Origin of the sequence: Microbacterium sp. ISL-59 (assembly GCF_018613945.1) — a bacterium.
In the GTDB taxonomy this organism is placed as follows: Bacteria; Actinomycetota; Actinomycetes; order Actinomycetales; family Microbacteriaceae; genus Microbacterium; species Microbacterium oxydans_B.
The window spans coordinates 895,046-918,975 of the sequence record NZ_JAGGPG010000002.1; the positions used below are offsets into that span (position 1 = coordinate 895,046).

The window sequence follows — 23,930 nt, forward strand, 5'->3', positions numbered from 1 at the left end:
GAGCCAGGTGCGGGATGCTGGGAACAGAATGCCACGAAGGGGAGGCAACATGATCGACACGGTCGCCGACGGACTCGACCACCCCGAGTGCGTCACGGTGGGACCTGACGGCACGATCTTCGCCGGAGGCGAAGCCGGTCAGCTCTATCGCCTGGATGGGGAGAGCTTCGAGGTGACGGAAGTCGGGAGCTCGGGAGGCTGGCTGCTCGGCCTGGCCGTCGACGGACACGGCGATGTCGTGGCGTGCGATCCTCGACGCCGGCAACTCGTCCGGTTCGACGGCGACGGTGCGATGACGGTGCTCTCCTCGGGCACGCCCGAACGACCGATGATCACCCCGAACTTCCCGGTGTACGGTGCGAGCGGAGTCCTCTACGTCTCCGATTCAGGCACCTGGCCGGCCGGCGGTGGCTGCATCTACCGTGTGCTCCCCGGCGGATCCACAGAACTCTGGTCGTCCGACGTGCCCCATTTCACGAACGGGCTGGCGCTCGACCAGGACGAGAAGCACCTGTACGTGGTGGAGTCGACGCTGCCCGGCATCACACGGATCCCGATCCTCGAAGATGGATCGGCCGGCCGGCCGGAACTCGTCGTCTCGATGCCGGGAACCGTACCGGACGGCATCGCCTTCGACAGCGAAGGGCGACTCTACATCGGCTGCTACCGCCCTGACCGGCTCTACACCCTCGAGCCGGACGGCACGCTCCTCATCCTTCGGGACGATTTCCAGGGCACCGATCTGGCTGCCCCGACCAACATCGTGTTCTCCGGCGCCGACCGTCGAGATCTGCTCGTCGCGAGCCTCGGACGCTGGCACATCGCGCGCATCCGCACCGAGGTTCCGGGTGCTCCACTCCACCACCCCACGGAGGTATGACCGTGCCGCAGGCAACGAACGAGAACAGCATGTACGCGTCGGTGGCGCGTCACAGGACGATCGACTCCGTCGTGGACGCGCTCCAAGCACTCATCCTTCAACGCAAGCTGAACCCCGGCGATGCGCTGCCCGCCGAGCGCGAACTGGCCGTGATGCTCTCCGTGAGCCGCAACGTCGTCCGCGAAGCGTTGGGAATCCTGGGCCAGCGCGGCCTCACCACCTCGCGTCACGGATACGGGACCTTCGTCGCCTTGCCGTCCGGCGAACAGGCGCGCGCCGCCTTGCAGCTCCTGCTCGAACTGGAGCGGGTCGGTCTGGTCGAACTGTGTGACGCCCGTCTCCTGATAGAACCGGAACTCGCCGCACTCGCCGCCGCGCGCGTGACGCCCGCCGGCGCCTCGAAACTGCGAGATGCGTTCGCCGCACTCGCCGCGGCGAGCGCAGATGGCGAGGCCCACGTCCAGGCCGACCTCGCGTTCCACGGAGCGATCGCGGAGATGGCCGACCACACGGTCCTCCGCGCCCTGGTCGATGCCGTCCGGGAGCCGGTGACCCGCGGCATGGTCTTCGGGACGAAGGTTCCCCGCGCGATCGATCACAGCGACGTCCAGCACGAGGAGATCATGCTCGCGATCCTCGCCGGAGAGCCGGAACTCGCGCGCGAGAGAATGCGCGAGCACCTCAGCTATGTGCGCGGCTACCTCATCGAACACGATGTCCGGATCACGCACTGGAGCGCGAATGACTAGCAGTCGCGTCACCCTGCGCGAGAACGCGTCGTGGGTGCTGTCCGATGGCGTGCTGGAGGTCACTGTGGACCCGCTGCGCGGCGCCGACATCCGCAGCATCCGCTATCTGCCGCGCGCGGTCGAGATGCTGTGGTCGCCGGAGGGGATGCCGAATCCCGTCGCAGGCGCCGGGCTCCGGTCGGGGAGCGAGGCGTTCTACGACGACTACCGGGGCGGGATCCAGGAACTCTTCCCGAACGCGGGGCCCGACTGCGTGGTGGAGGGGGCGCCGCTGGTGTTCCACGGTGAGAGCTGCCGCATCCCGTGGGTGGTCGATGCTCAGGAAGACGCTGACGGCGCGTTCCTCCGATGCCGTGCGGCGCTGCGGCGTTACCCGTTCATCGCCGAGCGGCGGATCTCACTGCGCGATGGCGCGATCGTCGTCATCGAGTCGACCGTCACCAATGCGTCTCCCCACGACCTGCCTGTGCACTGGGGCTTCCATCCGGTCTTCTCGGAAGCGCTCACCGAAGAGCCCGCCGTTCTGCTCGGCGACTTCTCCGGTCTCGTCGCCGACCCGTCGCCTTTCGGCCGCGTCCAGTCCTGGGACGTCGGGACCGCCGTCCCCACAGAGGAGCGCCACGGCGCGACGGCGCTCCTACTGGAACCCGGCAACCGTGGCTCTGCGGACCTCGGCTATGCGACGGCACACGGCGGGTGGTACGTCGTCGCATCCGAATCCTCCGGATTGGCCGTGGGAGTCACCTGGCCCATCGACATCTTCCCGCGCCTGTGGGTCTGGCAGGAATGCCGTGATCCCGCCGGGTATCCCTGGTGGGGTCGCCACCACATCGTCGGGGTCGAACCGCACACGGCGGCACCCTCACGCGCCCTCACCGAGGATGTCGCGGCAGGTCAGGCTCTGATGATCGGGCCGGGCGAATCCCGACGGGCCGAGTTCCGGATTCAGATCGCCGACCTGGCCGAGAGGGCGATCGATGACTTCGTCCGCTCGACGGCCGATTCGAGCGGGAGCAGGAAGAAGGAGATCGCATGAGATTCGCTGAGCAGGTCGCCGTCGTCACCGGAGGCGCTTCGGGCATCGGGAGGGCGACGGCCGAGAGGCTGGCGAGCGAGGGAGCCCGCGTCGCGATCCTCGACATCGATGAGGCCGGCGCCGTCGCGACGGCCGATGCCATCACATCCACCGGGGCGATCGCCTTCCCCGTCGTCGTCGACATCGGCGACGAGTCGGCGGTCGAGGACGCACTCGATCGGGTGGAGGGTCTGATCGGGCTTCCGACGATCCTCGTCAACTGCGCGGGCGTACTCCATGTCGCTCCGGCGCTGGAGACGAGCCCCGAAGCCTTCGATCGCATCGTCCGGGTGAATCTGCGCAGCGTGTTCGTCCTCTCGGTCTCCGTCGCACGGCGGCTCAGAGACGCGGAAAGAGGAGGCGCGATCGTCAACGTGTCCTCCATCCACGCCGTGCTGTCGGAGCCGAACGCGTCTGCCTACACGGCGACGAAAGGCGGCATCGAAGCCATGTCGCGGACGTTCGCCTCGGAGTGGGCACCCCTCGGCATCCGAGTGAACTGCGTCCGCCCGGGGGCGACCGTGACCGCGCTCACCGCGACCCTCTACACGCCCGAGATCCTCGACGCACTCGCCAGCCGGGTTCCGCTCCGGGTGCCCGCGCAACCCGAGCAGGTGGCGGCCGGAATCTGCTTCCTCGCATCAGCCGATGCGGACTACTGCACAGGCACGACTCTCGATGTCGACGGCGGCTACATCATGGACGGCAGTCTCCCCCGGACGGAGTATCGATGACTCGCCGGCTGGCCGTCTCCGACACCGCGCGGTGGGCGACGGCTGTGCTGCAGCGCGCAGGCCTCACCGATGAGGACGCGGACGTCGTTGCGCAGAACCTCGCCTACGCGGAGTCGCGCGGCACCGCGAGCCATGGGTTCATCCGTCTCCCCATCTACCTCGAACGGGTGGAGAAGGGCGGGATCAATGCGGCGCACGCACCGTCGACGCTCTGGGATCTGGGTTCGGTCGTCGCCCTCGATGGCGACGCGGGCCCGGGTGCGGCCACCGCCGTGCATGCGGTCCGTCTGGCCATCACACGTGCGCGCGAGTCGGGGATCGGCTGCGTTCTCGTCAGCAATGCGAACCACTTCGGCGCGGCCGCCTTCTACTCGGAGATGATCGCGGACGAAGGGATGATCGGGATCGTGTGCTGCAACACCGATCGTGCGATGTGCGCGCCGGGCGGAGGCGAGGCGGTGCTCGGAACGAATCCGCTCACCATCGCGCTCCCGCTGAGCGCAGAAGATCGACCGATCCTGGACATGGCGACCTCGGAAGTCAGCTACGGGCGGGTGCTCGTCGCCGCCGCCGCGGGTCAGAGCATCCCCACGGGGTGGGCGGTGGACGACGCGGGCCGAGCGACGGAGTCGTCGTCGGATGCACTGCGCGGCGCACTGCTCCCTGCCGCAGGCCCGAAGGGGTTCGGACTCGCGTTCATGATCGACGCCCTCGTCGCACTGGGGGGCGCGAAGACGAGCCCCTTCGTGTCGCCGCTGCACGGCGATGCCTCCCTCCCCCAGGAACTCGGGCACTTCTTCCTCGCGTTGCGCGGTCCGGGCGACGCCGCCGCCGAATCCGACAGGGTCATCCGTTCACTGGTCGAGGAGCTGCGTCGCAGCCGACTCCCCTCGAGCCCCGCGGTCCTGTTCCCGGGGGAACCGGAGCTCATGAGACGACGCGACAACGACGGAACCTTCCCTGCCTCCATCGAGCTGATCGAGTCGATCCAGAGCATCGCCGAGCGATATGCCGTACCTGCTCCGATGCTCCCGTAGCCCCTCCGAACCTCAAGAAAGCGCACCTGATGAGAATCACGCACGTCGAAACGCATCGCGTCCCCATTCCCGCTGCCGCGCCGGCCTTCTCGTGGCGCTCCGGACTCGATGGCAGTCCGGGTGACGACCACGGAGCGATCCTGCATCTGCGCACCGATGAGGGCATCGAAGGGGTCGCGTTGCTGAAGCGCCCGGGAAGTGCGCCGCAGCTCGAGCAGGCCGTGGAAGCGCTGTTCCGTCGAGAGCTGGTCGGCCAGGACCCGCTCGATCGGGAGCACCTCTGGCATCGACTCTGGGAGCTCGATCGCATCCACGAACTGCCCCTGCCCTTGCTCGGAGTCGTCGACGTCGCACTGTGGGACCTCGCGGCACGGGCTGCGGGTCTGCCGCTCTGGCAGCTGCTCGGAGGTGCACGCCACGCGATCCCGGCCTACGCGTCGACGACCACCTTCGACAGCGTGGAGGAGTACCTCGACGTCGCCGATCAGTGCCTCGAGCTCGGGTACACCGCGGTGAAGCTGCACGCGTGGGGAGATGCCCGACGCGACGCGAAGTTGTGCGAAGCCCTGAGGTCGCACGTCGGCGACGACGTGCCGCTGATGTACGACGGGTCCGCCGGATTCGACCTTCCGGACGCCATCCATGTCGGGCGCGCCATGTCCGCGAACGGCTACCTCTGGTACGAGGAGCCGATGCGCGAGTTCAGCGTGCATGCCTATCGTCGACTGGCCGCATCGGTGGATGTGCCCCTGCTCGTCGCAGAGACCTCAGACGGGGCCCATATGAACACGGCTGATTTCATCGCGGCCGGAACCGCCACGTTCGGCGTGCGAGCGGACACGGTCCTCAAGGGCGGCATCACCGGAGCGATGCGCATCGCGCATCTCGCCGACGCCTTCCGGATCCGCGTCGAGATCCACGGGTCGGACGCCCCGAACCGACACCTGTGCATGGCGATCCCGAACACCACGTACTACGAGTCGCTCGTCACCAGCACTCGGGTGACCAGAGAGTCGTACGTCGACGCGAGCGGACTCGTGCATGCCCCCAAGGGTCTCGGGATCGGGCTTCCGGCAGGTCTGGACTATCCACTCGAACTCGAGCAGTTCATCGAGTCATGAGGGGCACCGGGTCTCCGCGCATCGACGCGCACCATCACCTCTGGGATCTCGATCGGCGCGCTCAACCGTGGATCGACCATGACGTGCTGTCCCGCTCCTTCCGCCCGCAGGAGTACGAAGTTCAGCTGGCCGCCGCACGCTTCGACGGGTCGGTGCTCGTGCAGAACCTCTGCGAGGAAGACGAGACGGCGGAGCTGCTGATGCTCGCGGCGGAGAACCCATGGATCCGTGGCGTCGTCGGATGGGTGGATCTCACGGGGGACGTCGACGACAGCGTCGCGCGGCTCCGCGAACTTCCCGGCGGTCACCGCCTCGTGGGGATCCGTCACCAGGTGCAGATGGAAGACGATCCCGACTGGCTGTGCCGTGTCGCTGTCCGACGCGGACTCGAACGCCTCGCGGCGAACGGGATCCCGTTCGATGCGGTGGTGCGACCGGACCAGCTCGACTCCGTCGTCAGGTCGGCGCAGGGCGTCCCTGCGCTGCGCTGGATCCTCGACCACCTGGGCAACCCGCTCGATGGCAGGGGAAGCGATGAGTGGCGCACGTCCATCAGCGCTCTCGGCGATCTCCCGAATGTCGCGGTCAAGCTCTCCGGTCTCGGCAACCTCGCCGGGACCGGCTGGACAGCGGACATGGTGAGCCCCCTCGTCCAACACACGATCGCGGCCTTCGGAGTCGACCGCACCATGTTCGGCTCCGATTGGCCCGTGTGCCTGATCACCGGCGACTTCGCGCAGGTACTCGCCGCTGCCGAACAATGGTGCGGATCTCTGGAAGAACACGAGCGGGCCGCGGTCTTCGGGGGCACAGCCGAAAGATGGTACGCGCTGTGATCGGTGGTTCAGGCCCCGCGTCCCTGGGGTTCGGCGCGGCGCCACTGGGAAACCTCTTCCGTCCGATCTCGGACGACGACGCCCGAGCAGCGGTGGACGCCGCCTGGTCGGCGGGCGTCAGATACTTCGACACGGCTCCCTTCTACGGCCTGGGGTTGTCGGAGTCTCGTCTGGGTGCGGCGCTCGCCGATCGTCCGCGGGACTCCTTCGTCCTCTCCACCAAGGTGGGGCGCAGGCTGCTCGAAGACAGCCGCCCGTCCGTCGACGGGCTCATCGACGGACAATGGGCGTTGCCGAGTGGCCGGAACTGGGTGCGGGACTACTCCCGCGACGGGGTCCTGAAGACTCTCGAGGAGAGCCTTCAGCGGCTCGGCTGCGATCGGATCGACGTCGTCTACCTCCACGACCCCGACGAGCATCTGGATCAGGTCGAACGCGAAGCGGCACCGATGCTCGCGGAGCTGCGCGATCAGGGCGTCATCTCCGCCTTCGGCGTGGGCACCTCCGACTGGCGCACGGCCGCTCGGCTCGTAGGATCGACCGACATCGACGGGGTGATGATCGCCGGCAGATGGACGCTCTTGGATCGTTCGGCCGCCCCGCTGCTCGATTGCGCGCGCGAGGCAGGGGTCTGGGTGGTCGCGGCGGGGCCCTTCAATTCCGGTCTGCTCTCACGGCCGTGGCCGGAGGACGGAGCACGCTTCGAATACTCGCCTGCCGGCACCGCCCTCGTCGGTCTCGCTCGGGATCTGGCGTCGGCATGCCGTCGACATGGCGTCGAACTGCCCGACGCGGCGATCCAGTTCGCCACTCGCACCGAGGGGATCGTCGCTGTCGTGGCCGGCATCGCCTCTGCGGCGGAGGCGGTGGCCGACGAAGCGGCCTTCCGTCGCGAGATCCCGTCAGGGCTCTGGGACGAGCTGGACCGGATCGTCCGAGACCGACGCGGAGAGGGCGGGTGAGCCCCGCCTCGCCCTAGCGGAACGTTCCTTGGGACACCGAACCCTGGAGCTTGCGCTGGAAGATGATGTACACGACGAGGACCGGCAGGATGGTCATCACCGCCGCAGCGAACAGCGCCCCGAAGTCGATGGAGTACCCCGCGCTCGCTGCAAAGGTCGCCATGCCCTGCGAGATCACGTAGTTGTCCCGGTTCGTGTTGAGGACGACCGGCAGCAGGAACTGGTTCCACAGGCCGAGGAAGTTCAGGATCGCCACGGACGCGATCCCCGGGGTCGCCATCGGCAGCATGATCGCGAAGAACGTCCGCCAGTCACCGGCACCGTCGATGAGCGCCGCCTCGTAGACATCATGTGGGAGCTGCTTGAAGAACGAGTAGAGGAAGAACATCGTGAAGGGCAGCGCGAACGCCACGTAGGTGAGGATCAGTCCCGGCCAGGTGTTGAGCAGGCCCATGTTCTGCAGGATGAAGAACAGGGGGACGATCGCCAGGAACACCGGGAACGCCATCGCGGCCAGCATGACGTTGTAGATGAGCCTGTTGCCGCGGAAGCGGAATCGGGCGAGCACGTAGGCGAGCATCGACCCCAGCAGCATGACGAGGATCAGTGAACTGCCGACGACGAGCACGGTGTTGAAGAAGTACCGACCGATACCCGCGTCGCTCCACGCCTTCACATAGTTGTCGAAGGAGAGCTGCGCGGGCAGGGTGAATGGCGATCCGAGGATCTCCTTCGTGGTCTTGAAGCTCGACATGACCGTCCACAGGAACGGCACGATGACGATGATCGTCCAGATGCCAAGCAGGAGATGCGAGGTGCTCGAGACGCCGAGGTCTCCCCTCCGCGCGCGCGACGTCCGCTCGGTCCGTCTTTCCACGACCGTGCTGCTCATGCGTGGTCACCTCCATCTTTCCCACGGATCAGGCGGAACACACCGAAGACGAACGCTGCATACACGAGGGTGACCAGCGCGAGGACGATGCCGATCGCTGTCGCATAGCCGAACTTCCCCTGGAAGAACGCGACGTTGTAGAGGTACTGCGTCATGGTGAGCGTCGCGTAGTTCGGACCACCCTGCGCGTTCAGCGCCGCCATGTAGACGAAGGAGTCGACTGCGACGAGACCGAGGTAGATGTACGCAGTCTGGAAGCTCGAGGCGATCTGAGGCAGGGTCACGGACACCGCGATGCGGAACCGTCCGGCGCCGTCGAGGCGAGCGGCCTCATACGTCTCCGCGGGGATCCCCTTGATCGCCGCGATGAAGAGGATCGTGTAGAAGCCGACCAGGCTCCAGACGATGACGAAGACGGATGCCGCCATCGCCGTCGACTCATCTCCGAGCCAGGGGAAGCTCGTGAACTGGTCGAGGCCGATCGCGGTGAGGAACCCGTTGAGGAGTCCCCTGGACGGGTCGTACACCTGCGCCCAGATGATGCCGATGACGATGGCCGGGACGCAGTAGGGGAAGAACGAGGCCACGCGGTAGAAAGCCGAGCCGCGAAGTCCCTGGATGTTGCCGATGCTCGGGCCGCCCGTCGTCACGACGCAGGCGATCGCGAAAGCGACGGTCAGCGTCAGCGTCGGCACGACGAGAGCGAGAACGACGGAGTTGCGCACCGCCTTCAGGAGCACCTCGTCGCCGAGCATCTGCGTGAAGTTCTGCAGTCCGACCCACTCGAGCTGATCCGAGTACCCGCCCCAACTCGTGAGCGCGTAATAGGTGGACTGGGCGAACGGCAGGAGCACGAAGATGGCGAACAGGATGAGAGGGGCGACCAGGAACACCAGCATGAAGCTGATCCGGTCGAGGTTGGGCCGCCGACGCGGCCGGGGAGGCGCTGTGCGCTCCCCCGGCCCCGCCGCAGTCAGGAGAGCAGTCATTTGCCGTAGTCGTATTCTTTCTTGGGCTTCGACGTGTCGGCGGCGGCCGCCGCGCTGAGCTTCTCCTGCGCGTCGATGAGGTCCTGCGCAGTGATGTCACCGGCCAAGAACGACACCCAGTACGGCGCATCCTGGATCCCGTAGTACCCGGAGTAGCTGTTCGACACCCAGCTGAACAGGTCGTCACCGGCGTCCTCCATGACGCCCATGGTCGACGCCAGGGCCGTCGAGCCGAAGCCGTCAGCGGGGACCGTGCCCTCGACGACGGTCGGAGCGAGCGTCAGCTCGGAGAACTTCGACGCGGCTTCCTTCGAGAAGAGAGCACGAAGGAACTCCTTGCCGCCTGCCGTGCTCGCGGCCGCCTTCGGCACGGCCCACGGGATCGCCGGTCCTGCCTGTACGGCCTCGAAGGGGAGGGCCGCGTCTGCGGCGTCGAGCAGCGGCGCCGGCCACGCGGTCATCTCGAAGCCGTCGGCCGTCGCATCCTTCATCTCCGACTCGATCCAGGAGCCCGAGTAGTAGAAGAGCGCCTCCTGGTCGTTGGACCACTGCGCCTGAGCTTGCGTGAACTGCGTTCCCGCGCCTCCGGGGACGAAGCAGTCGTCATCGATGAGGCTCTCCATCTGGTCGAGCACGTCCTTCACGGCCGGGTTCGACCATGCCCCCGGCTCGAGGTTCGAGATGTCGTTGATGACGTCGACGCCGCCCTGCTTGATCGCCGAGTCGAGCACCAGCCACTGGTAGTAGACGGCCGCCTCTTTGCCGAAGGCGAAGAGGTACTTGTCCTTCGCTCTCGCCTCGGTGCAGAGGTCAGCCATCTCCGACCAGGTCGTGGGTGGTTCCCAGCCGTTCTCCTCGAACAGGGAGTGGGAGTACCACAGGGAGAAGAGCGTCATGACGTAGTTCGCGTTGAGGTAGCCGTCGTCGTATTCGCCGACCTCCTTCACCCCGGGGAAGACCGCATCGGAGACCTTCACGCCGTCGTAGTTCTTCGTGTCCCAGAAGTCGCCGAGATCCTCGAGCTGATCCTGGATGCTGGTGATGGGGATCGCATCCGCCCCATCGTTGGTGAACGAGTCCGGCGGCGTGCCGCCGACGAAGCGCGGTTGCAGCGACTGCGAGAGGTTGTTGGACGGCGTGATCTGGACACTGATCCCGTCGCCGAGCTGCTTCTCGACGAGGCCCGCGGCGAACTCCGCATACTCGGTACCGTATCCGCCGTCGAACACCACGATGTCGATCTTGGTGTTCGCCGCGACACCGAAAGGGTTGTCCGGGGAGGCGGTGCCGCCCTCCGTTTCGGACGAGGAGCCGGGACCGGCGCAACCTGCGAGAACGAGGCAGAGTGCGGCAGCGGCGGCGCTGGCGTTCAACGCCATTCGGCGTGAGGAGCGGGGCATGAGTGACCTTCCTTCATTGGGGGTAACTTGCGGGTGTGTAGCTAGCGCGTCGAGCGCTCATCGAGGTGCGCGTACGGGAGGATGCGAGCACCGAAGCGGCCCTGAAGCCCGATGTTGTGCTGGTCGCCGCCGGGGATGTTCGCGGAGATGTACATCGGCGGCAGCTCCGCATCGAGCCGCAGCCGGTCTGCAGTGCCGAGCGTGAGGAGCTGCGCGATGTACGCCGCCGTGATCGACGACACGGCGCCGGCCCGCAGGCCGTCCGCCACTTCGATCGTGGCGTCGCCGAACGGGGCGAGGTTGTCGATCACGACATCGGCCGCCTCGAAAAGCCGTTTGCCGCTCGGGTGCTTCGTCTCCACAGCGCGGGAGTGCTCGAGGCTGGTGACGGCGATGACCGGAAGTCCCTCCGCCTTGGCGCGCAGCGCGAGCCCCACGGTGGAGCCGTTCGCCCCGGAGTTCGAGGCGATGATGAACGCGTCCTCCTGGCGGATGTCGTAGAGATCGAACAGCTCGTCGGCGACCGTGTGGTCGCGCTCGAACTCGGGCCTGCCCATCTCGGCCAGTTCCCGGGATCCGAGGAGCACCAGGTCGCGCAGAGCGATCTGATGGGTCGGGATGAAGCCGCCGGCGCGGCCGGCGATCTCCATGGCGAAGGCCTCGGAGTGCCCCGTGCCGAAGGCGTGTATGACACCGCCGCGCTGCAGCGACGAGCTCAGGATCTCGATCGCGGCGTCGAGCCCGCCGGACGCGGCCGAGCGGTCGAGAGCCTCGATGCGGTGCCGTACCTCATCGGCGAATGCGGGGAAGAGCTGGGACATCGGTGGTACTCCTTCAGGACTTCGGCGGCGACGGTTCTGCCGCGCGAGGGGAGGGGCGGGCAGACCGCGAGTTCAGTCGGCGACCGGAGATCGCGTTCATGGCCGCCGCCGCGTTGCGTTCCTTCTTCTCCTCGCGGTTCCAGGAGGCGAGCAGGTAGAGCAGGTCGGCGGCGAACGTCTGCACGTGCGAGGAGGTGAGGCTCCCGAGGTCGAGGTAGTCGTTCGGCGGCGCGGTCTGGATCACGACCTCGACGTCTTCGGCGATGGTCGTGTGCGGGTTGCTGGTGATCGCGACCGTCCACGCTCCGCTCGCGCGGGCCTCGGCGAGCATCTCGATCGTGTCGCTCGTCTCTCCGGAGCTCGAGATGCCGATCGCGACCGCACCCTCGGGGAGGATGGCTCCGCTCATCAGACCCAGGTGGGCGTCGGTCCATGCGCGCGCGTTGACGCCGACGAGGTACAGACGGTCCACCAGCGAGTGGGCGACGGTGCCGGAGCCGCCGACGCCGTAGACGTCGACCTGCGGAGCGTCGGAGATCATCCGCGCGACCCGGCGCATGTCGCCGAGATTCACGAGATCGGCCGATGCGCGCAGCGCCTGCACGTGGCTGGCGAGGAAGGTGCGCAGCACATCCTCGTCGCTCATCTCGGGGTGCGCGGATGCGCCCGGCTCACCGACGATGCTGTCCTCTCCCACAGAGCGGCCGAGCTCGGCCGCCGCGCCGACGCGCAGTCCGGTGTAACCGCTGTACCCGATGAACTTGCAGAAGCGGGTGACCGTCGGCGCCGAAACCCCTGCGCGCTCGGCGAACTCGAAGATCGACAGGGAGATCGGGAGGTCCGGGTTCTCCAGCAGGAGACGTGCCGTCCTCGCCATGGATGCCGACATCGTCGGAACGGTGCCCTGCAGCCGGGCGCGAAGCCCGAACTCTGCGGTGACCGGAGTGGAGCCTGTTGCCACTATGAGATTTCCGTTCTCTAAATGCTGTTGATTGTGAAAGATAGTTTTATGCTTCCGGAATGTCAACCGCGAATCACCCACCGGAGACAATGCGTCCTGCGGGTGCCAAGATGAATCCCGTGCTGCTCGCGATCGACGCCGGAGGAACGAGTACCCGCTGCGCGGCGATCACAGAAGACGCCCGATGCCTGGGCGTCGCGCGCCACGGTGCCGGCAACCCGATCTCTGCAGGAGCCCCGATCGCCATCGCCTCCCTCGCGTCCGCGGCCGCCGACGCCCTTTCAGCGGCGCAGACCGCGCCGCAGGACGTGCACGCCGTCACCATCGCGATGGCGGGGATCAGTTCGGGCACCTCTTTCGAGCAGTCCCTGCAGACAGCCTTCGCATCGTTCGGCATGCACGCCATCGTCCGATTCGACTCGGACGCCATGGCCGGCTTCTGCTCCGGAACCGCCGCCGAGAACGGGAGCGTGCTCATCAGCGGCACCGGAGCGGCCGCCGTACGGATGCACGCCGGGCAGGCGGTGGCGACAGCCGACGGCCTGGGGTGGCTCCTCGGCGATGTCGGCTCCGGATTCTGGATCGGCCACCGGGTCGCGCGCGCAGCCCTCGCGAACCTGGACCGTCGCGGACCGGAGACGACGCTGAGCGCGCTCCTGATCGCCGGCATGCCGGCATCGGCGGCAGCAGCATCCCGCGCGGATGACGGCCGCCCGCCCGAGATCATGCAGATCCTGACATCGACATACGCCGCGCGTCCGGTGGAGCTCGCCCGACTGGCACCACTCGCCTTCGACGCCGCAGCCGACGGCGACGGCGTCGCGCTGTCCATCATCGACGAGGCCGCGGAGGGGCTCCACGCCACGCTGCGCGCCGTGCAGGGGTGGGCGACGGATCCCGTCGTGGCGACGGGCGGGATCCTCGCGCAGCAGCCGACGCTCCGACGGCGCATCGAAGAGCGCCTGCGTGCGGACGGATATCCCGCGGAGCTGATCCCCGTCGACGACGGGCTCACGGGAGCTGCGGTGCTCGCCCTGCGGGGCGCCGGCGTCAGAGTCGACGAACGAGTGCGAATGGCGCTGAGCAGGAGCATCGACGAGGCGCGCCGCACCGTCACCTCCTGAACCGCGTCGAGAATCGAGCAGGGCATCGCAGTCGGACCCCGATGCCGATCCCGATGCGGACCCCGATCCCGACGAATCCTTGACACCGCCCAGGATGATCGTTACTTTCACTCCTGAAGCGGCTTCGTGAAATTGTATTCCACCGTGAGTCGCCCCGACAAAGGGAGCCATCCATGGAACGTGTACGCGCGCTGGACGCTGAATCGACAGTCCCTCTGCGACGCCCGCATCGACGGCGGCTACTCGCCGGCATCGTTGCGGCCGTCGTCACGGCGACGGCTCTCGCCGTCCCCCTCGTCGCCGAACCGGCGTCGGCCGCCGGCACCCCGGAGTTCACCGACAGCTTCAACGATGCGAGGGACGCCGATCCCACGTACGGACTGAACGACTCGATCTCGACGCGCCAGAGCGGGCCCGGCAAGGGCGTGACCTACACGAGGGTCCACGGCAACTGGTCGACTCCTGCGGCGACCCCGCCCAGCTATGCCAGCCAGGTGAACCACCCCGACTTCGCGGGCAAGCTCTCGTTCTGGGCGCAGCACTCGGCCGTGCGCCTCGATGCGCCGGCGATGACCGACGCGGCCGATTCCTACACGCTGACGGCCAAGGTCAACCCGAACGCGAACGCACGGGGCAACGACGCGGACTGGGTCTCGCTGATGCTCGCGAAGACGGGCGGATCGACCGGCTACGTGACGGCGACGACCGTGGACGCCGGGCTCACCGTGAGCCGCAACGGCAAGGTCATGCTCTATCAGCGCGGCACAGCCCTGTGGTCATCCGAGCTTCTGGCGACGAGAACGGCCACGGGTTTCGACGTCACCATCACGGTGTCCAACGCGTCCACGGCGAGTCCCAGCCTCGCCGTGGCCGTGAACGGCGCCACTCGAACGGCGACGCTCACCGGGGCGCTCGTGCAGCCGTACGTCCTCCTCGGCGCCTACCTCAGCAACGGTTCCGCGACGACGACAGCGGAGGTCAGCACAGTCGACGACCTCACCGTCAGCCGAGTCGCGCAGTTCGCGGACAACTTCGATGGGGCCAACGTCTACGCGTCCGACTACGGGTTGAACCAGAACCTCGGAGCGCGTGAGCCCGGTCTGGCGATGCCGCTGACGTACTCGCGTGTGCCCGGCCATTGGAGCAACACGGCGACGCCGCCCGCCACGCATTCGCAGGTGAACAACCCGAGCTTCCCGAATCAGCTTTCGTTCTGGGTCGCCCCCTCAGCAGTGAAGTTGGACATGCCCGTCTCGGCCGACAGCGCCGGCGCCTTCGAGATCCGCGCGACGGTCAAGCCTGACCCCGGATCGTTCGGAAGCGCCACGGACTGGGTCTCGATCATGCTCTCGTCGTCGAGCACCGGAAAGGGCTACGTCACAGACTCCCAGAACCAGTTCAGCATGACGGTCGCTCGCGACGGCACCGTCGCGCTCTATCGCGGCGGAGTCCTGGTGGGACCGACCTTCAGCGCCCCCATCCGCCCGAGCGGCTTCGCCGTGTCCATTCGCGCGACCGACGCCGGCGCGACTCCGGATCTCGAGGTGACCGTCAACGGCGCCACCCGGACGACGTCGCTGACCGCCGCCCTGAAGAAGCCCTACCTCTATCTGGGCGCCTACATCAGTAACGGAAGTGCGACTCAGCTGCGCGAAGTGAGCGCGATCGACGATCTGACGATCAGTCGTGTCGATCCGTTCCCCACGCTGAAGTACTTCGGCACATACGGAACGCGGAACGACGACCTCGCGGGGAATCACGTTCCCGACATGAAGGGGATCTCGAACCTGCACTGGATCAACGTTTCTCCGACTCTCGACGCCAGCCCGCTCTCCTACGACACCGGAGAGTTCGCCGCGTGCCCGCCGAAGGGATGCATCGTCTACGTCGGGAGCGAGTTCTTCACACCGCAATCCCACCAGCAGCAGCCGAACCTCAACCGCTGGAACGGATTCGTGCAGATGCTGCAGCCGTACAAGGACAAGATCGCGGCGTACTACCTGGAGGACGAGGCCTATCTCAAGGGCGTGACCTACCAGCAGCTCGACTGGTCGGCCAAGGCGGTGCAGGCGAGCATCAACGCGGGCGACATCCCCGATCTTCCGATCATGTTCACGATGACCTACATCGACATCGCGAACTCCGTCGCCGTGCCGCCCGACGTCGATTGGTACGGCATGGATGCCTACAACATGACGGAGACCGAGCTGGAGTGGTCGGCGAACCGCCTCGAGCAGATGGCCAGCGATCAGAACGACAAGATCTATCTGTTCCCGCCGAACGTGCCCGACACCTGGAACACGTGGACGACCGAGGCGCAGATCCTCGACCGGCAGTACGAGTATCTGCGGGTCGCGAACCGTCATCCACGCGTGATCGCGCTGCTCAACTTCGGGCTGTGGGTCGACACGGGTGCGGGGGGCAGCTCTCCTCGACCGCAGACCTACGTCCCGCGCGTGTTCGCACTGCAGGAGCGCGTCGGCGCCGCCATCATGTCTCGACCCTGAGGAGGTTCCGTGAATGGATGCGCCCTGCGGGGCGCATCCATTCCGGCGTGTCTGCGGGTTTCACGGCCGTTGCCGCACCGGCACGACTCGCGGGACGAGGCGCACGAAGATCACCATGGCGATCAGCTCGACGAGCGTCTGCGTCACGACGGCGAGCGGTGCGAGCGCGAAGGTCGCCGGCAGCGCGAGGGCGAGCGGGAGCACGACCAGCGAGTTGCGGGTGGCGCCCGAGAACACGACAGCGCGCGTGCGGGCGACGTCGAGGCGCGCTGCTCTGCCGGCGACGACGCCGACGGGGATCATGATCACGGCGAAGGCGGCATAGAGCGGAATCGTCGCGAACAGTGCGGGGAGCTGTCGGCCGACGCCGGCGATCTGCGAGGCGACGACGACCGCGAGCGTGAGCATCATCAGCGGCACCATCGCGTTCTGGACCGCATCGCGCAGAGCTCGGCCCGCGCGCGTGCGCGAGGCTGCGTACTGGGTGAGGCCTGCAGCCGCGAGGGGCAGCACGATCAGCAGGAGGAACGCGTCGAGGAACGGGGCGAGGTCGACGGCGTCGATCAACTCGGGACCGACGAAGAGCCACAGATACAGGGGCAGGAGTAGCATCTGACCCAGCATCAGGAGGGGCGCGGCCGCGAGCAGTCGCTCCTTCGCCCCGCCGGCGAGCCCGGTGAACACGATCACGTAGTCGACGCACGGCGTCAGCAGGACGAGCAGCACGCCGACCAGCAGCGCCTGATCGTGAGCGACGAAGCGCGACAGGCCGAACACGATCACGGGCACGATCACGAAGTTCACGACCAGCAGCACGGCGAGGAAGCGGATGTCGCGGAATGCGCGTCCGATCTCCGAGAACGGGACGCCGAGGAACGTCGCGTACAGCAGCAGCCCGAGGACGGGAGTGATGGCGAGCTCCAGCGGATGCGCGACGGCGGGCGCCCAGAGGCCCACCACGGCACCGATCACGATCGCCGCGAGATAGAGGGCGACCTGGTGTCGCTCCCCCCAGGCGACGATCAGGTCGTCTCCCCGCGCACCAGCTCGAGCACACGGTCGAGGTCGAACTCGTATCGCTCCGGATCCGCGTCTGCGCGGCGCGCTGCCAGGGAGGCCAGGTCCTGCACGAACGCGTCCATGAGGAGAGGCTGGTCGATGGCCACCGTGCTGAGCCGCGGGCTGACGAGTTGGCCGACGGCTGTCTTGTCGACGCCGATGACGGCGACATCCTCGGGGATCCGCAGGCCGAGCGCGCGACCGGCCGCGACGACCGCGATCGCGACGTCATCGTTGTAGGCGCAGATGCCGAGAGGAGCAGGACCCGCCTCGTCGCGTGCCTTCTTCAGCGCTCTCACGGCGCCCTCGACGTCGAGCGGGATGCGCGGGGTGAGCGGCGCGTCGAGACCGCGTCCCCGCGCCTCTCGCCGGATCCCCTCGAGGCGCGGTGGCCCGAACGGGTCCAGGCGCTTGTCCGCGAGCGCCGCATAGACGAGCCGCCGGGGGCCGCTGCGCAGCAGTTCGCGCACCTGGATCCGCCCGATCTCGATGTCGATCGGGTCGGGATCGGCGCCGTCGGCGACGTACGCCCGCCGGGGAACGATGAACGTCCCCGATGCCTGGATCCGCTCGCGCTGCGCCGAGGTGAAGACTCCGAAGTCGACGACGGCAGCCGGCCGCAGATCGAGCACGGAGGTGAGCGTCGTCTCGTCCTGCATCCTCGCGAACCGCACGACGACACTCATTCCGGCGGTCGCGCTGGCTCCCGTGATCCGGTCGACCGAGTCCTGCAGGTGAGGGCCGAAGGTCGCGTGGGGGACGACGACCACGACGATGTCGCTGAGACCGGTGACCAGCGCTCGCCCTGCCCGCGACGGGCGGTAGTTCAGAGCGTCGGCGGCAGCCCGCACGCGCGCGCGGGTCTCTTCGGGAAACCGCTCGTCGCCGTTGAGGATCTGGCTCACGGTCGATCGGGACACTCCCGCGCTCGCGGCCACGTCTTTGCTCGTGGCTCGTCGAGCAGGCTGCACATCCACCGTCATGGCCCCAGTCTCGCACATCGCTATTGACACGTGACACCTCCGCCATCTACCGTGGTGTCGCGTGTCACTGACACGTGACACCAGCGGTCACTGTGACCGGTCCCATTCATGACGAAGGAGTCAGCCATGGCGAAGGATTCGACCCGGACCTCGGCGGAACAGCAACGCGCCGCCGTAGCCGTGAGCGCAGAGGAATCGGTGACGGCATCGCTGGCCGCCGTCGCGGTCGGCGAGACGATCGGAGACCCGAGCGGTCAGAAACTGAAGGTCCGCGAACGGCTCGCCTACGGCGTCGGAGACATCGGCGGCAACCTGATCTTCGCGCCGATCTCCGCGTTCCTGCTCTTCTACTTCACCGACACCGTCGGCATCGGCGCAGCGATCGCCGGAACCCTCCTGCTCTTCGGCCGCGTGCTCGACGGCACCATGGACCTCATCCTCGGCACGTTCATCGACCGCACCTCCACCCGCTGGGGGAAGGCGCGACCCTGGATCCTGTTCTCGACCCCGGTCGTGGTCATCTCGTTCATCCTGCTCTTCAACGTGCCGGCGGGGCTCGGCGCCGGGGCCAAGGAGTTCTACGCCTTCGCCATGTACTTCCTGTGCCTCGGCGTCGGCTTCGTCGGGTCGAACCTGGCGTACCACACGCTGCTCTCGGTGATCACGAGCAACTCGAAGATGCGCGTCTCCCTCACCGTCATCCGCACGTTCTTCGCCCTGGTCACCACGCTGGTCGTGAACTTCGTCACGATCCCGGTCGTCACCGCGAACGGCGGAGGTCAGGCCGGCTGGACGATGATCTCGGTCGTCTACGGCATCATCGCCGCCGTCACGTTCCTCATCGTGTTCTTCGGCACGAAGGAGCGCGTCAAGTCGACGATCAAGCAGGACGACGGGGTCAAGCTCCCGCTCGGCAAGTCCCTCCGCATCCTCGTCGGCAACCCGTACTTCTTCCTCGCGTTCGGCTTCTTCCTGCTCAACTACCTGCTCTCGGGCACGGCCGGCGTGGGCATCTACTTCGCCAAGGACGTGCTCGGCGACCCGAACATCTACAGCTTCCTCGGCCTCGTCCAGCTCCTCCCCCTGATCATCGGTCTCTGGTTCATGCCCGCGCTCATCGCCCGCTTCGGCAAGCGCAAGCTGATCCTCGTCGGCGTCATCGTCACGGTCATCGGCATCCTCATCTCGCTCATCGACCCGAGCAACATCACCCTCGTGATCGCCGGCGGACTCGTCCGCTCCATCGGAGGCATCCCCGCCGCGGCCGGACTCTTCGCGCTCGTCGCCGACGTGGTCGACTACGGCGAGTGGAAGAGCGGCTACCGACTCGACGGCATGACGTATGCCGCCGCGACCGCGGGCCAGAACTTCGGTGCCGGCCTCGGCGTCGCCCTCGTCGGCTGGCTGCTGGCCGCGGGCAACTACGACGGCCAGGCGGCCTCGCAGCCGGCGAGCGCGGTCAGCATGGAGATCTTCCTCTACCTGTGGCTTCCGCTCATCGTCGCCGTGCTCATGGGCATCATCATCTGGTTCCTGAACATCGACAAGCACCTCTCCCAGATCCAGCGCGACCTCGCCGCCCGACGGGCCGCGGTGGATTCCGCCTCGAACTCCTGAGCGCTGACATGAGCACGCACGGCGCCGAGGTGAACTGGGCGGTCATCGGCACCGGCTTCATCTCCCAGTCCATCTCGCACGACCTCCGCCTCACCCCGGGAGCACGCCGCCACGCGGTGTGCTCCCGGGATCCGGAACGGGCCCGCAGGTTCGCGGCGGACCAGGGGTTCGCCGTCGCCCACGGGAGCGTGTCCGCCCTGCTCGACGACCCGACGGTCGATGCGGTCTACATCGCCACCCCACATGCCACCCATGCAGCGATCGCGATCGCCGCTCTCGAGTCCGGCAAGCACGTCCTCATCGAGAAGCCGATGGCCGTGAACGCCGACCAGGGCCGGCAGATCGCGAGCGCCGCAGCGGCGAGCGGGCGATTCGCGATGGAGGCGATGTGGATGCGGTTCAACCCCGCGTACCGTGATCTGGTCGCGGCGGCGCAGGCCGGGGCGATCGGCGAGGTCCGGAGCGTGCGCGCCTCGTTCGGGCTGCCGTTCGGGCCGGCCGACTCCCCCCGTTGGACCGCTGAGCGCGCCAGCAGCACGCTGCTCGACCAGGCGATCTATCCGATCACCCTCGCCCTCGATGTGCTCGGACGGCCCTCGCGGATCCACGCGACGGGTCGCCTCCGGGACGACGGCGTCGACCTCACCGTCCACACCACCTTCGAGTACGACGACGGACGATTCGCGCAGCTGAACGCGTCGATGGTCGAGTACATCGAGCCGACGGCATCCGTCAGCGGCACCGACGGGTGGATGACGGCCCCCGCACCGTTCTGGGCCGCGGATGAGTTCACGACCCACGCGGGTCCGATCCCCCGCGCCCTGAGCGAGCCGCACCGCACGCAGCACGAACGCCGAGGCAACGGGTACGTCCCGATGCTCGAGGCGGTCACCCTCGCGATCGCCGAGCACCGGACCGAGCACCCCACCCACCCCCTCGCGGACAGCATCGCCACCCTCGAGGTGCTCGACGCCGTCCGCGATTCCCTGAGCAGCCCCACCGCACGACCGAAGGAGACCCGATGAAGCGCACGGCATTCAACGATGGCTGGCAGTTCCGACCGAAGCAGAACCCGTTCGCCGAACTCGGCGGAGTCAGCACGCCGTACACCGACGTCACTCTCCCGCACGATGCGCTGATCCACGAGCAGCGCGATCCCGACGGGGAGGGCGCCGTCGCCTACTTCCCCGCCGGCGCGTACCAGTACCGCACGACGTTCACCCCCGCGGCCGACCTCGCCGGCCAGCGGATCGTCCTCGAGTTCGAGGGCGTCTACCGCGACGCGACCGTGCACATCAACGGCGCTTTCGCGGGGCAGCGTCCGTACGGCTACTCCGGGTTCACGATCGACGCCGACCGGTTCCTGCGCCCCGGCGAGGAGAACCTTATCGAAGTCGAGTCTCGGCACGGCGGAGACTCCCGGTGGTACACCGGGGCGGGTATCTACCGCGATGTCTGGCTCCACGTCGGACCGGCCGTCCACATCCCGGTCGACGGAGTCCGGGTCAGCGCATCCGACATCGAACCGGATGGCGCCGTCGTGGAAGTCGACGTGGTCGTGGCGAGCACGAGCACCCGTCGCGAGACGGTCGACGTCGCCGTCACCCTCGCCGATCCGGCAGGGACCACCGTCGCACGGGGAACCGTCCCGGTGACCGTCGAGGCGAACGGACGGTCCCGCAGCCGGCAGCGCCTCTACGTGCGCGCACCGCAGCTGTGGAGCGCCGAGAGTCCCGCCCTGTACTCCGCCGCCGTGGATCTGGTCGTCGACGGCGCGGGCATCGACGACACCTCGGCGGCCTTCGGCATCCGCACACTCCAGGTCGACCCCGTGCACGGACTGCGCGTCAACGGCGAGGTCGTGAAGCTCCGCGGGGCCTGCGTCCACCACGACAACGGGATCCTCGGGGCGGCGACGTTCGCGGATGCCGAGGAGCGCCGCGTGCGCCTGCTCAAGGAGGCCGGCTTCAACGCGATCCGCTCCTCGCACAACCCGATGAGCGTCGCCATGATCGAGGCGTGCGACCGGTTGGGCGTCTACGTCATGGACGAGACCTTCGACATGTGGACCTCGAACAAGATGCCCCACGACTACTCGCTCCACTTCACCGAGTGGTGGGAGCGCGACGTCGAATCGATGGTGACGAAGGACTTCAACCACCCGTCCGTGATCATGTACTCCATCGGCAACGAGATCCCCGAGACCGGCTCGCCGGCCGGAGGTCTCACGGGTCGCGCACTCGCCGAGAAGGTGCGCGAACTCGACCCGACGCGGTATGTCACGAACGCGGTCAACGGGATGCTCGCCGTCATGGACGACATCAAGAAGCTCGCCGCGCAGCGCGGACAGGGCGACGGCGACGCCGCGGGGATCAACACCCTCATGGCCGGGCCCGGAGAGTTCATGAACCAGATCGGCACCTCCCCGATGGTCACGGAGAAGACCGCCGAGTCCTTCGGCGTGCTCGACATCGCCGGCATGAACTACCTTGACGGCCGCTACGAGATGGACAAGGAGCTGTTCCCGAACCGCGTGATCGTCGGCACCGAGACGTTCCCCACGCGCATCGACCACAACTGGGCGCTCGTCAGCGAGAACGCGCACGTCATCGGCGACTTCACCTGGACCGGCTTCGACTACCTGGGCGAGGCGGGAATCGGACGCGCCCATCACCTCGCCGAAGGAGAGACACCCAGTCTCAGCGGCCCGTATCCCTGGATCGCCGCCTGGTGCGGCGACCTGGATCTGATCGGCTCCCGCCGCCCCGCCTCGTTCTATCGGGAGATCGTCTTCGGGCTCCGCACGACCCCCTACATCGCCGTGTCGCGCCCCGGCAACGAGGCCAAGACCTTCTATGCGGGGCCCTGGACCTGGAGCGACAGCATCGGCAGCTGGACCTGGACGGGCCACGAGGGCGCACCGCTCGCGGTGGAGGTCTACAGCGACGCGGAGGAGGTCGAGCTCGCCCTCGATGGAGAGGTGATCGGCACGGCCGCCGCGGGTACCGACAACCGCTACAAAGCCGAGTTCACCGTCGCGTACCGCCCGGGCGAGCTGACCGCCACGGCGATTCGACAGGGCGTCCGCGCCGAGTCGTTCTCCCTCTCCAGCGCCGGCGACGCCACCCAGCTCGTCACGAGAGTGGAGAGCGGCCCGTCGGGAGAGCTGGTCTTCATCGAGATCGCGGTCACCGACGCGGACGGTCGGGTCCACACCGGCGCGGACCGGATCATCGACGTGCGCGTGGACGGCGACGGCGTGCTCGCGGCCGTGGGCGGCGGGGATCCCGCTCCGACGGACACCTACGAGGGACCTGCGCACCAGACGTTCGACGGGCTGGCCCTGGCCGTCGTCCGCCGCACGGGCCCCGGCGCGGTGACGGTCACGGTCTCTGCCGGCGACGAAATCGCCCCGGCGACCGTGGCGCTCGAAGCGGATTCCCTCGGAGCCGCAGCCACCGTTTCCTGAGAGCGGGTCAGACCTCGGCGGTGGCGGTCTCGGGGTCGCGGGCGTACGCGCGCGGCCCCGCCTCCACCACGACGACCTCGGCCTCGCGGCGGAAGATGATCTTGAAGATCGGGAAGAACACGGCGCACGAGATGAGCGCGTTGATGAGCATCGTGACGACGTCGGCGACCGTCTCCCCGGCGGCGCCCATCCCCCACGTGACCATCAGCAGCTCGTAGATCGGCGTCTTGTAGAGCGTCTGCAGAGCCGCGGCACCGAAGGTGAGCACGACGTAGGCCACGGTGTACCAGGCGGCCGCCCGCCACACGTTGGTGTTGGACTTGAAGGTGACGTTGCGCTGCAGGAAGAAGTTGATCACGGTCGCGATGAGCAGCGTGATCTGCACGGCGAGGAAGTACGCGAGCCCGCCCCCGCCCTCGGGCAGGGCGCCGGCCGTGTAGTCGAAGACGAAGCCGCCGCCCACCGGCACGGCCTGGAAATCGACGTCGACGAGCGAGGTGCCGCTGAACATCAGCTTGAACACCGGCATGATCACGAGCTGCAGCACCGTGAGTGCCACGTTGAGCGCACTGAACACGAGGAGCTCGGCGAGCGTCGGCTTCGCCTCGGCGAAGGCCGCCCAGGCGGCGGACAGCGGGTTGCGGGTTCTGACGGCGTCACTCACGCCATTCAGTACACCAATCGGATGCCGCGCGCCGGTCGCCGCGGACACGA

General features: G+C 67.7%; 21 protein-coding genes. 13 read left to right on the forward strand and 8 right to left on the reverse strand.

Features of this window, described 5'->3' with window-relative positions; translation table 11 throughout:
- Positions 1-49 precede the first annotated feature (49 nt).
- Genes J7E45_RS08395 through J7E45_RS08430 form a run of 8 tightly spaced genes read left to right on the forward strand, consistent with a single transcriptional unit; the run spans position 50 to position 7,394 of the window.
- Positions 50-880 (forward strand): SMP-30/gluconolactonase/LRE family protein, encoded by an 831-nt coding sequence (locus tag J7E45_RS08395; RefSeq protein WP_215068468.1) that lies wholly within the window; start codon positions 50-52, stop codon positions 878-880.
- A complete protein-coding gene (locus J7E45_RS08400; protein WP_215068470.1) occupies positions 877-1,629 on the forward strand; it encodes a FadR/GntR family transcriptional regulator in 753 nt (250 codons plus the stop codon). The genes J7E45_RS08395 and J7E45_RS08400 overlap by 4 nt, the downstream gene beginning before the upstream one ends.
- Complete coding sequence (locus tag J7E45_RS08405; protein ID WP_215068472.1) at positions 1,622-2,665, forward strand: hypothetical protein; 1,044 nt, start codon at positions 1,622-1,624, stop codon at positions 2,663-2,665. The genes J7E45_RS08400 and J7E45_RS08405 overlap by 8 nt, the downstream gene beginning before the upstream one ends.
- The gene (locus tag J7E45_RS08410; RefSeq protein ID WP_215068474.1) at positions 2,662-3,438 is read left to right on the forward strand and encodes an SDR family NAD(P)-dependent oxidoreductase; all 777 of its coding nucleotides are present in this window, start codon (positions 2,662-2,664) and stop codon (positions 3,436-3,438) included. The genes J7E45_RS08405 and J7E45_RS08410 overlap by 4 nt, the downstream gene beginning before the upstream one ends.
- Positions 3,435-4,475, forward strand: a complete 1,041-nt coding sequence (locus J7E45_RS08415; RefSeq protein ID WP_215068475.1) for an Ldh family oxidoreductase — start codon at positions 3,435-3,437, stop codon at positions 4,473-4,475. The genes J7E45_RS08410 and J7E45_RS08415 overlap by 4 nt, the downstream gene beginning before the upstream one ends.
- Before the next feature lie 29 nt (positions 4,476-4,504).
- Entirely contained in the window at positions 4,505-5,596 is a 1,092-nt protein-coding gene (locus J7E45_RS08420) for an enolase C-terminal domain-like protein (RefSeq protein WP_215068476.1), read from the forward strand.
- Positions 5,593-6,432 carry an amidohydrolase gene (locus tag J7E45_RS08425; protein ID WP_215068477.1) on the forward strand — a complete coding sequence of 280 codons (840 nt, stop codon included), beginning with the start codon at positions 5,593-5,595 and terminating at the stop codon, positions 6,430-6,432. The genes J7E45_RS08420 and J7E45_RS08425 overlap by 4 nt, the downstream gene beginning before the upstream one ends.
- The gene (locus tag J7E45_RS08430) at positions 6,429-7,394 is read left to right on the forward strand and encodes an aldo/keto reductase (RefSeq protein ID WP_308162080.1); all 966 of its coding nucleotides are present in this window, start codon (positions 6,429-6,431) and stop codon (positions 7,392-7,394) included. The genes J7E45_RS08425 and J7E45_RS08430 overlap by 4 nt, the downstream gene beginning before the upstream one ends.
- A gap of 13 nt (positions 7,395-7,407) precedes the next feature.
- Here J7E45_RS08430 and J7E45_RS08435 read toward each other — a convergent pair whose 3' ends face one another.
- The 5 genes from J7E45_RS08435 to J7E45_RS08455 are packed head-to-tail and all read right to left on the reverse strand — an operon-like array spanning position 7,408 to position 12,457.
- Positions 7,408-8,286, reverse strand: a complete 879-nt coding sequence (locus tag J7E45_RS08435) for a carbohydrate ABC transporter permease (RefSeq protein WP_215068479.1) — start codon at positions 8,284-8,286, stop codon at positions 7,408-7,410.
- On the reverse strand, positions 8,283-9,275 hold the full coding sequence (locus J7E45_RS08440) for a carbohydrate ABC transporter permease (RefSeq protein ID WP_091032980.1): 993 nt from the start codon (positions 9,273-9,275) through the stop codon (positions 8,283-8,285). The genes J7E45_RS08435 and J7E45_RS08440 overlap by 4 nt, the downstream gene beginning before the upstream one ends.
- Positions 9,272-10,675 (reverse strand): N-acetylglucosamine/diacetylchitobiose ABC transporter substrate-binding protein, encoded by a 1,404-nt coding sequence (ngcE, locus tag J7E45_RS08445; RefSeq protein ID WP_215068481.1) that lies wholly within the window; start codon positions 10,673-10,675, stop codon positions 9,272-9,274. Before ngcE ends, J7E45_RS08440 begins: the two co-directional genes overlap by 4 nt.
- Positions 10,676-10,716: 41 nt before the next feature.
- Positions 10,717-11,496: a sugar isomerase domain-containing protein gene (locus tag J7E45_RS08450; protein ID WP_167633779.1), complete on the reverse strand. Its 780-nt coding sequence runs from the start codon at positions 11,494-11,496 to the stop codon at positions 10,717-10,719.
- A gap of 13 nt (positions 11,497-11,509) precedes the next feature.
- Positions 11,510-12,457, reverse strand: coding sequence for a MurR/RpiR family transcriptional regulator (locus J7E45_RS08455; protein WP_091032988.1), 948 nt, complete (start codon positions 12,455-12,457; stop codon positions 11,510-11,512).
- A 110-nt stretch (positions 12,458-12,567) separates the two neighbouring features.
- On the opposite strand from J7E45_RS08455, the gene J7E45_RS08460 reads away from it, so the two are divergent.
- Positions 12,568-13,581: an N-acetylglucosamine kinase gene (locus J7E45_RS08460; RefSeq protein WP_215068483.1), complete on the forward strand. Its 1,014-nt coding sequence runs from the start codon at positions 12,568-12,570 to the stop codon at positions 13,579-13,581.
- A gap of 173 nt (positions 13,582-13,754) precedes the next feature.
- A complete protein-coding gene (locus J7E45_RS08465; protein WP_215068485.1) occupies positions 13,755-16,088 on the forward strand; it encodes a hypothetical protein in 2,334 nt (777 codons plus the stop codon).
- Between the two features lie 60 nt (positions 16,089-16,148).
- Here the strand turns inward: J7E45_RS08465 and J7E45_RS08470 are convergent, their stop codons facing one another.
- Together J7E45_RS08470 and J7E45_RS08475 are read right to left on the reverse strand one after the other, a co-directional pair.
- A complete protein-coding gene (locus tag J7E45_RS08470) occupies positions 16,149-17,060 on the reverse strand; it encodes a bile acid:sodium symporter (RefSeq protein WP_308162081.1) in 912 nt (303 codons plus the stop codon).
- Positions 17,061-17,110: 50 nt separating this feature from the next.
- Complete coding sequence (locus J7E45_RS08475) at positions 17,111-18,130, reverse strand: LacI family DNA-binding transcriptional regulator (RefSeq protein WP_215068487.1); 1,020 nt, start codon at positions 18,128-18,130, stop codon at positions 17,111-17,113.
- A gap of 126 nt (positions 18,131-18,256) precedes the next feature.
- On the opposite strand from J7E45_RS08475, the gene J7E45_RS08480 reads away from it, so the two are divergent.
- Genes J7E45_RS08480 through J7E45_RS08490 form a run of 3 tightly spaced genes read left to right on the forward strand, consistent with a single transcriptional unit; the run spans position 18,257 to position 23,216 of the window.
- Positions 18,257-19,747 (forward strand): MFS transporter, encoded by a 1,491-nt coding sequence (locus tag J7E45_RS08480; protein WP_215068490.1) that lies wholly within the window; start codon positions 18,257-18,259, stop codon positions 19,745-19,747.
- 8 nt (positions 19,748-19,755) lie between these two features.
- Positions 19,756-20,772 (forward strand): Gfo/Idh/MocA family protein, encoded by a 1,017-nt coding sequence (locus J7E45_RS08485; protein ID WP_215068492.1) that lies wholly within the window; start codon positions 19,756-19,758, stop codon positions 20,770-20,772.
- A complete protein-coding gene (locus J7E45_RS08490; RefSeq protein ID WP_215068494.1) occupies positions 20,769-23,216 on the forward strand; it encodes a glycoside hydrolase family 2 TIM barrel-domain containing protein in 2,448 nt (815 codons plus the stop codon). Before J7E45_RS08485 ends, J7E45_RS08490 begins: the two co-directional genes overlap by 4 nt.
- 7 nt (positions 23,217-23,223) lie before the next feature.
- On the opposite strand, the gene J7E45_RS08495 is transcribed toward J7E45_RS08490, so the two are convergent.
- Positions 23,224-23,880, reverse strand: coding sequence for a hypothetical protein (locus tag J7E45_RS08495; protein WP_215068496.1), 657 nt, complete (start codon positions 23,878-23,880; stop codon positions 23,224-23,226).
- Positions 23,881-23,930: the final 50 nt, after the last annotated feature.

Excerpts from the sequence above, each read along its gene's own strand:
- J7E45_RS08395 (WP_215068468.1), top strand. The coding sequence starts at position 50 with ATGATCGACACGGTCGCCGACGGACTCGACCACCCCGAGTGCGTCACG.
- J7E45_RS08400 (WP_215068470.1), top strand. The coding sequence starts at position 877 with ATGACCGTGCCGCAGGCAACGAACGAGAACAGCATGTACGCGTCGGTG.
- J7E45_RS08405 (WP_215068472.1), top strand. The coding sequence starts at position 1,622 with ATGACTAGCAGTCGCGTCACCCTGCGCGAGAACGCGTCGTGGGTGCTG.
- J7E45_RS08410 (WP_215068474.1), top strand. The coding sequence starts at position 2,662 with ATGAGATTCGCTGAGCAGGTCGCCGTCGTCACCGGAGGCGCTTCGGGC.
- J7E45_RS08415 (WP_215068475.1), top strand. The coding sequence starts at position 3,435 with ATGACTCGCCGGCTGGCCGTCTCCGACACCGCGCGGTGGGCGACGGCT.
- J7E45_RS08420 (WP_215068476.1), top strand. The coding sequence starts at position 4,505 with ATGAGAATCACGCACGTCGAAACGCATCGCGTCCCCATTCCCGCTGCC.
- J7E45_RS08425 (WP_215068477.1), top strand. The coding sequence starts at position 5,593 with ATGAGGGGCACCGGGTCTCCGCGCATCGACGCGCACCATCACCTCTGG.
- J7E45_RS08435 (WP_215068479.1), bottom strand. The coding sequence starts at position 8,286 with ATGAGCAGCACGGTCGTGGAAAGACGGACCGAGCGGACGTCGCGCGCG.
- J7E45_RS08440 (WP_091032980.1), bottom strand. The coding sequence starts at position 9,275 with ATGACTGCTCTCCTGACTGCGGCGGGGCCGGGGGAGCGCACAGCGCCT.
- ngcE (WP_215068481.1), bottom strand. The coding sequence starts at position 10,675 with ATGCCCCGCTCCTCACGCCGAATGGCGTTGAACGCCAGCGCCGCCGCT.
- J7E45_RS08450 (WP_167633779.1), bottom strand. The coding sequence starts at position 11,496 with ATGTCCCAGCTCTTCCCCGCATTCGCCGATGAGGTACGGCACCGCATC.
- J7E45_RS08460 (WP_215068483.1), top strand. The coding sequence starts at position 12,568 with ATGAATCCCGTGCTGCTCGCGATCGACGCCGGAGGAACGAGTACCCGC.
- J7E45_RS08465 (WP_215068485.1), top strand. The coding sequence starts at position 13,755 with ATGGAACGTGTACGCGCGCTGGACGCTGAATCGACAGTCCCTCTGCGA.
- J7E45_RS08475 (WP_215068487.1), bottom strand. The coding sequence starts at position 18,130 with ATGACGGTGGATGTGCAGCCTGCTCGACGAGCCACGAGCAAAGACGTG.
- J7E45_RS08480 (WP_215068490.1), top strand. The coding sequence starts at position 18,257 with ATGGCGAAGGATTCGACCCGGACCTCGGCGGAACAGCAACGCGCCGCC.
- J7E45_RS08485 (WP_215068492.1), top strand. The coding sequence starts at position 19,756 with ATGAGCACGCACGGCGCCGAGGTGAACTGGGCGGTCATCGGCACCGGC.
- J7E45_RS08490 (WP_215068494.1), top strand. The coding sequence starts at position 20,769 with ATGAAGCGCACGGCATTCAACGATGGCTGGCAGTTCCGACCGAAGCAG.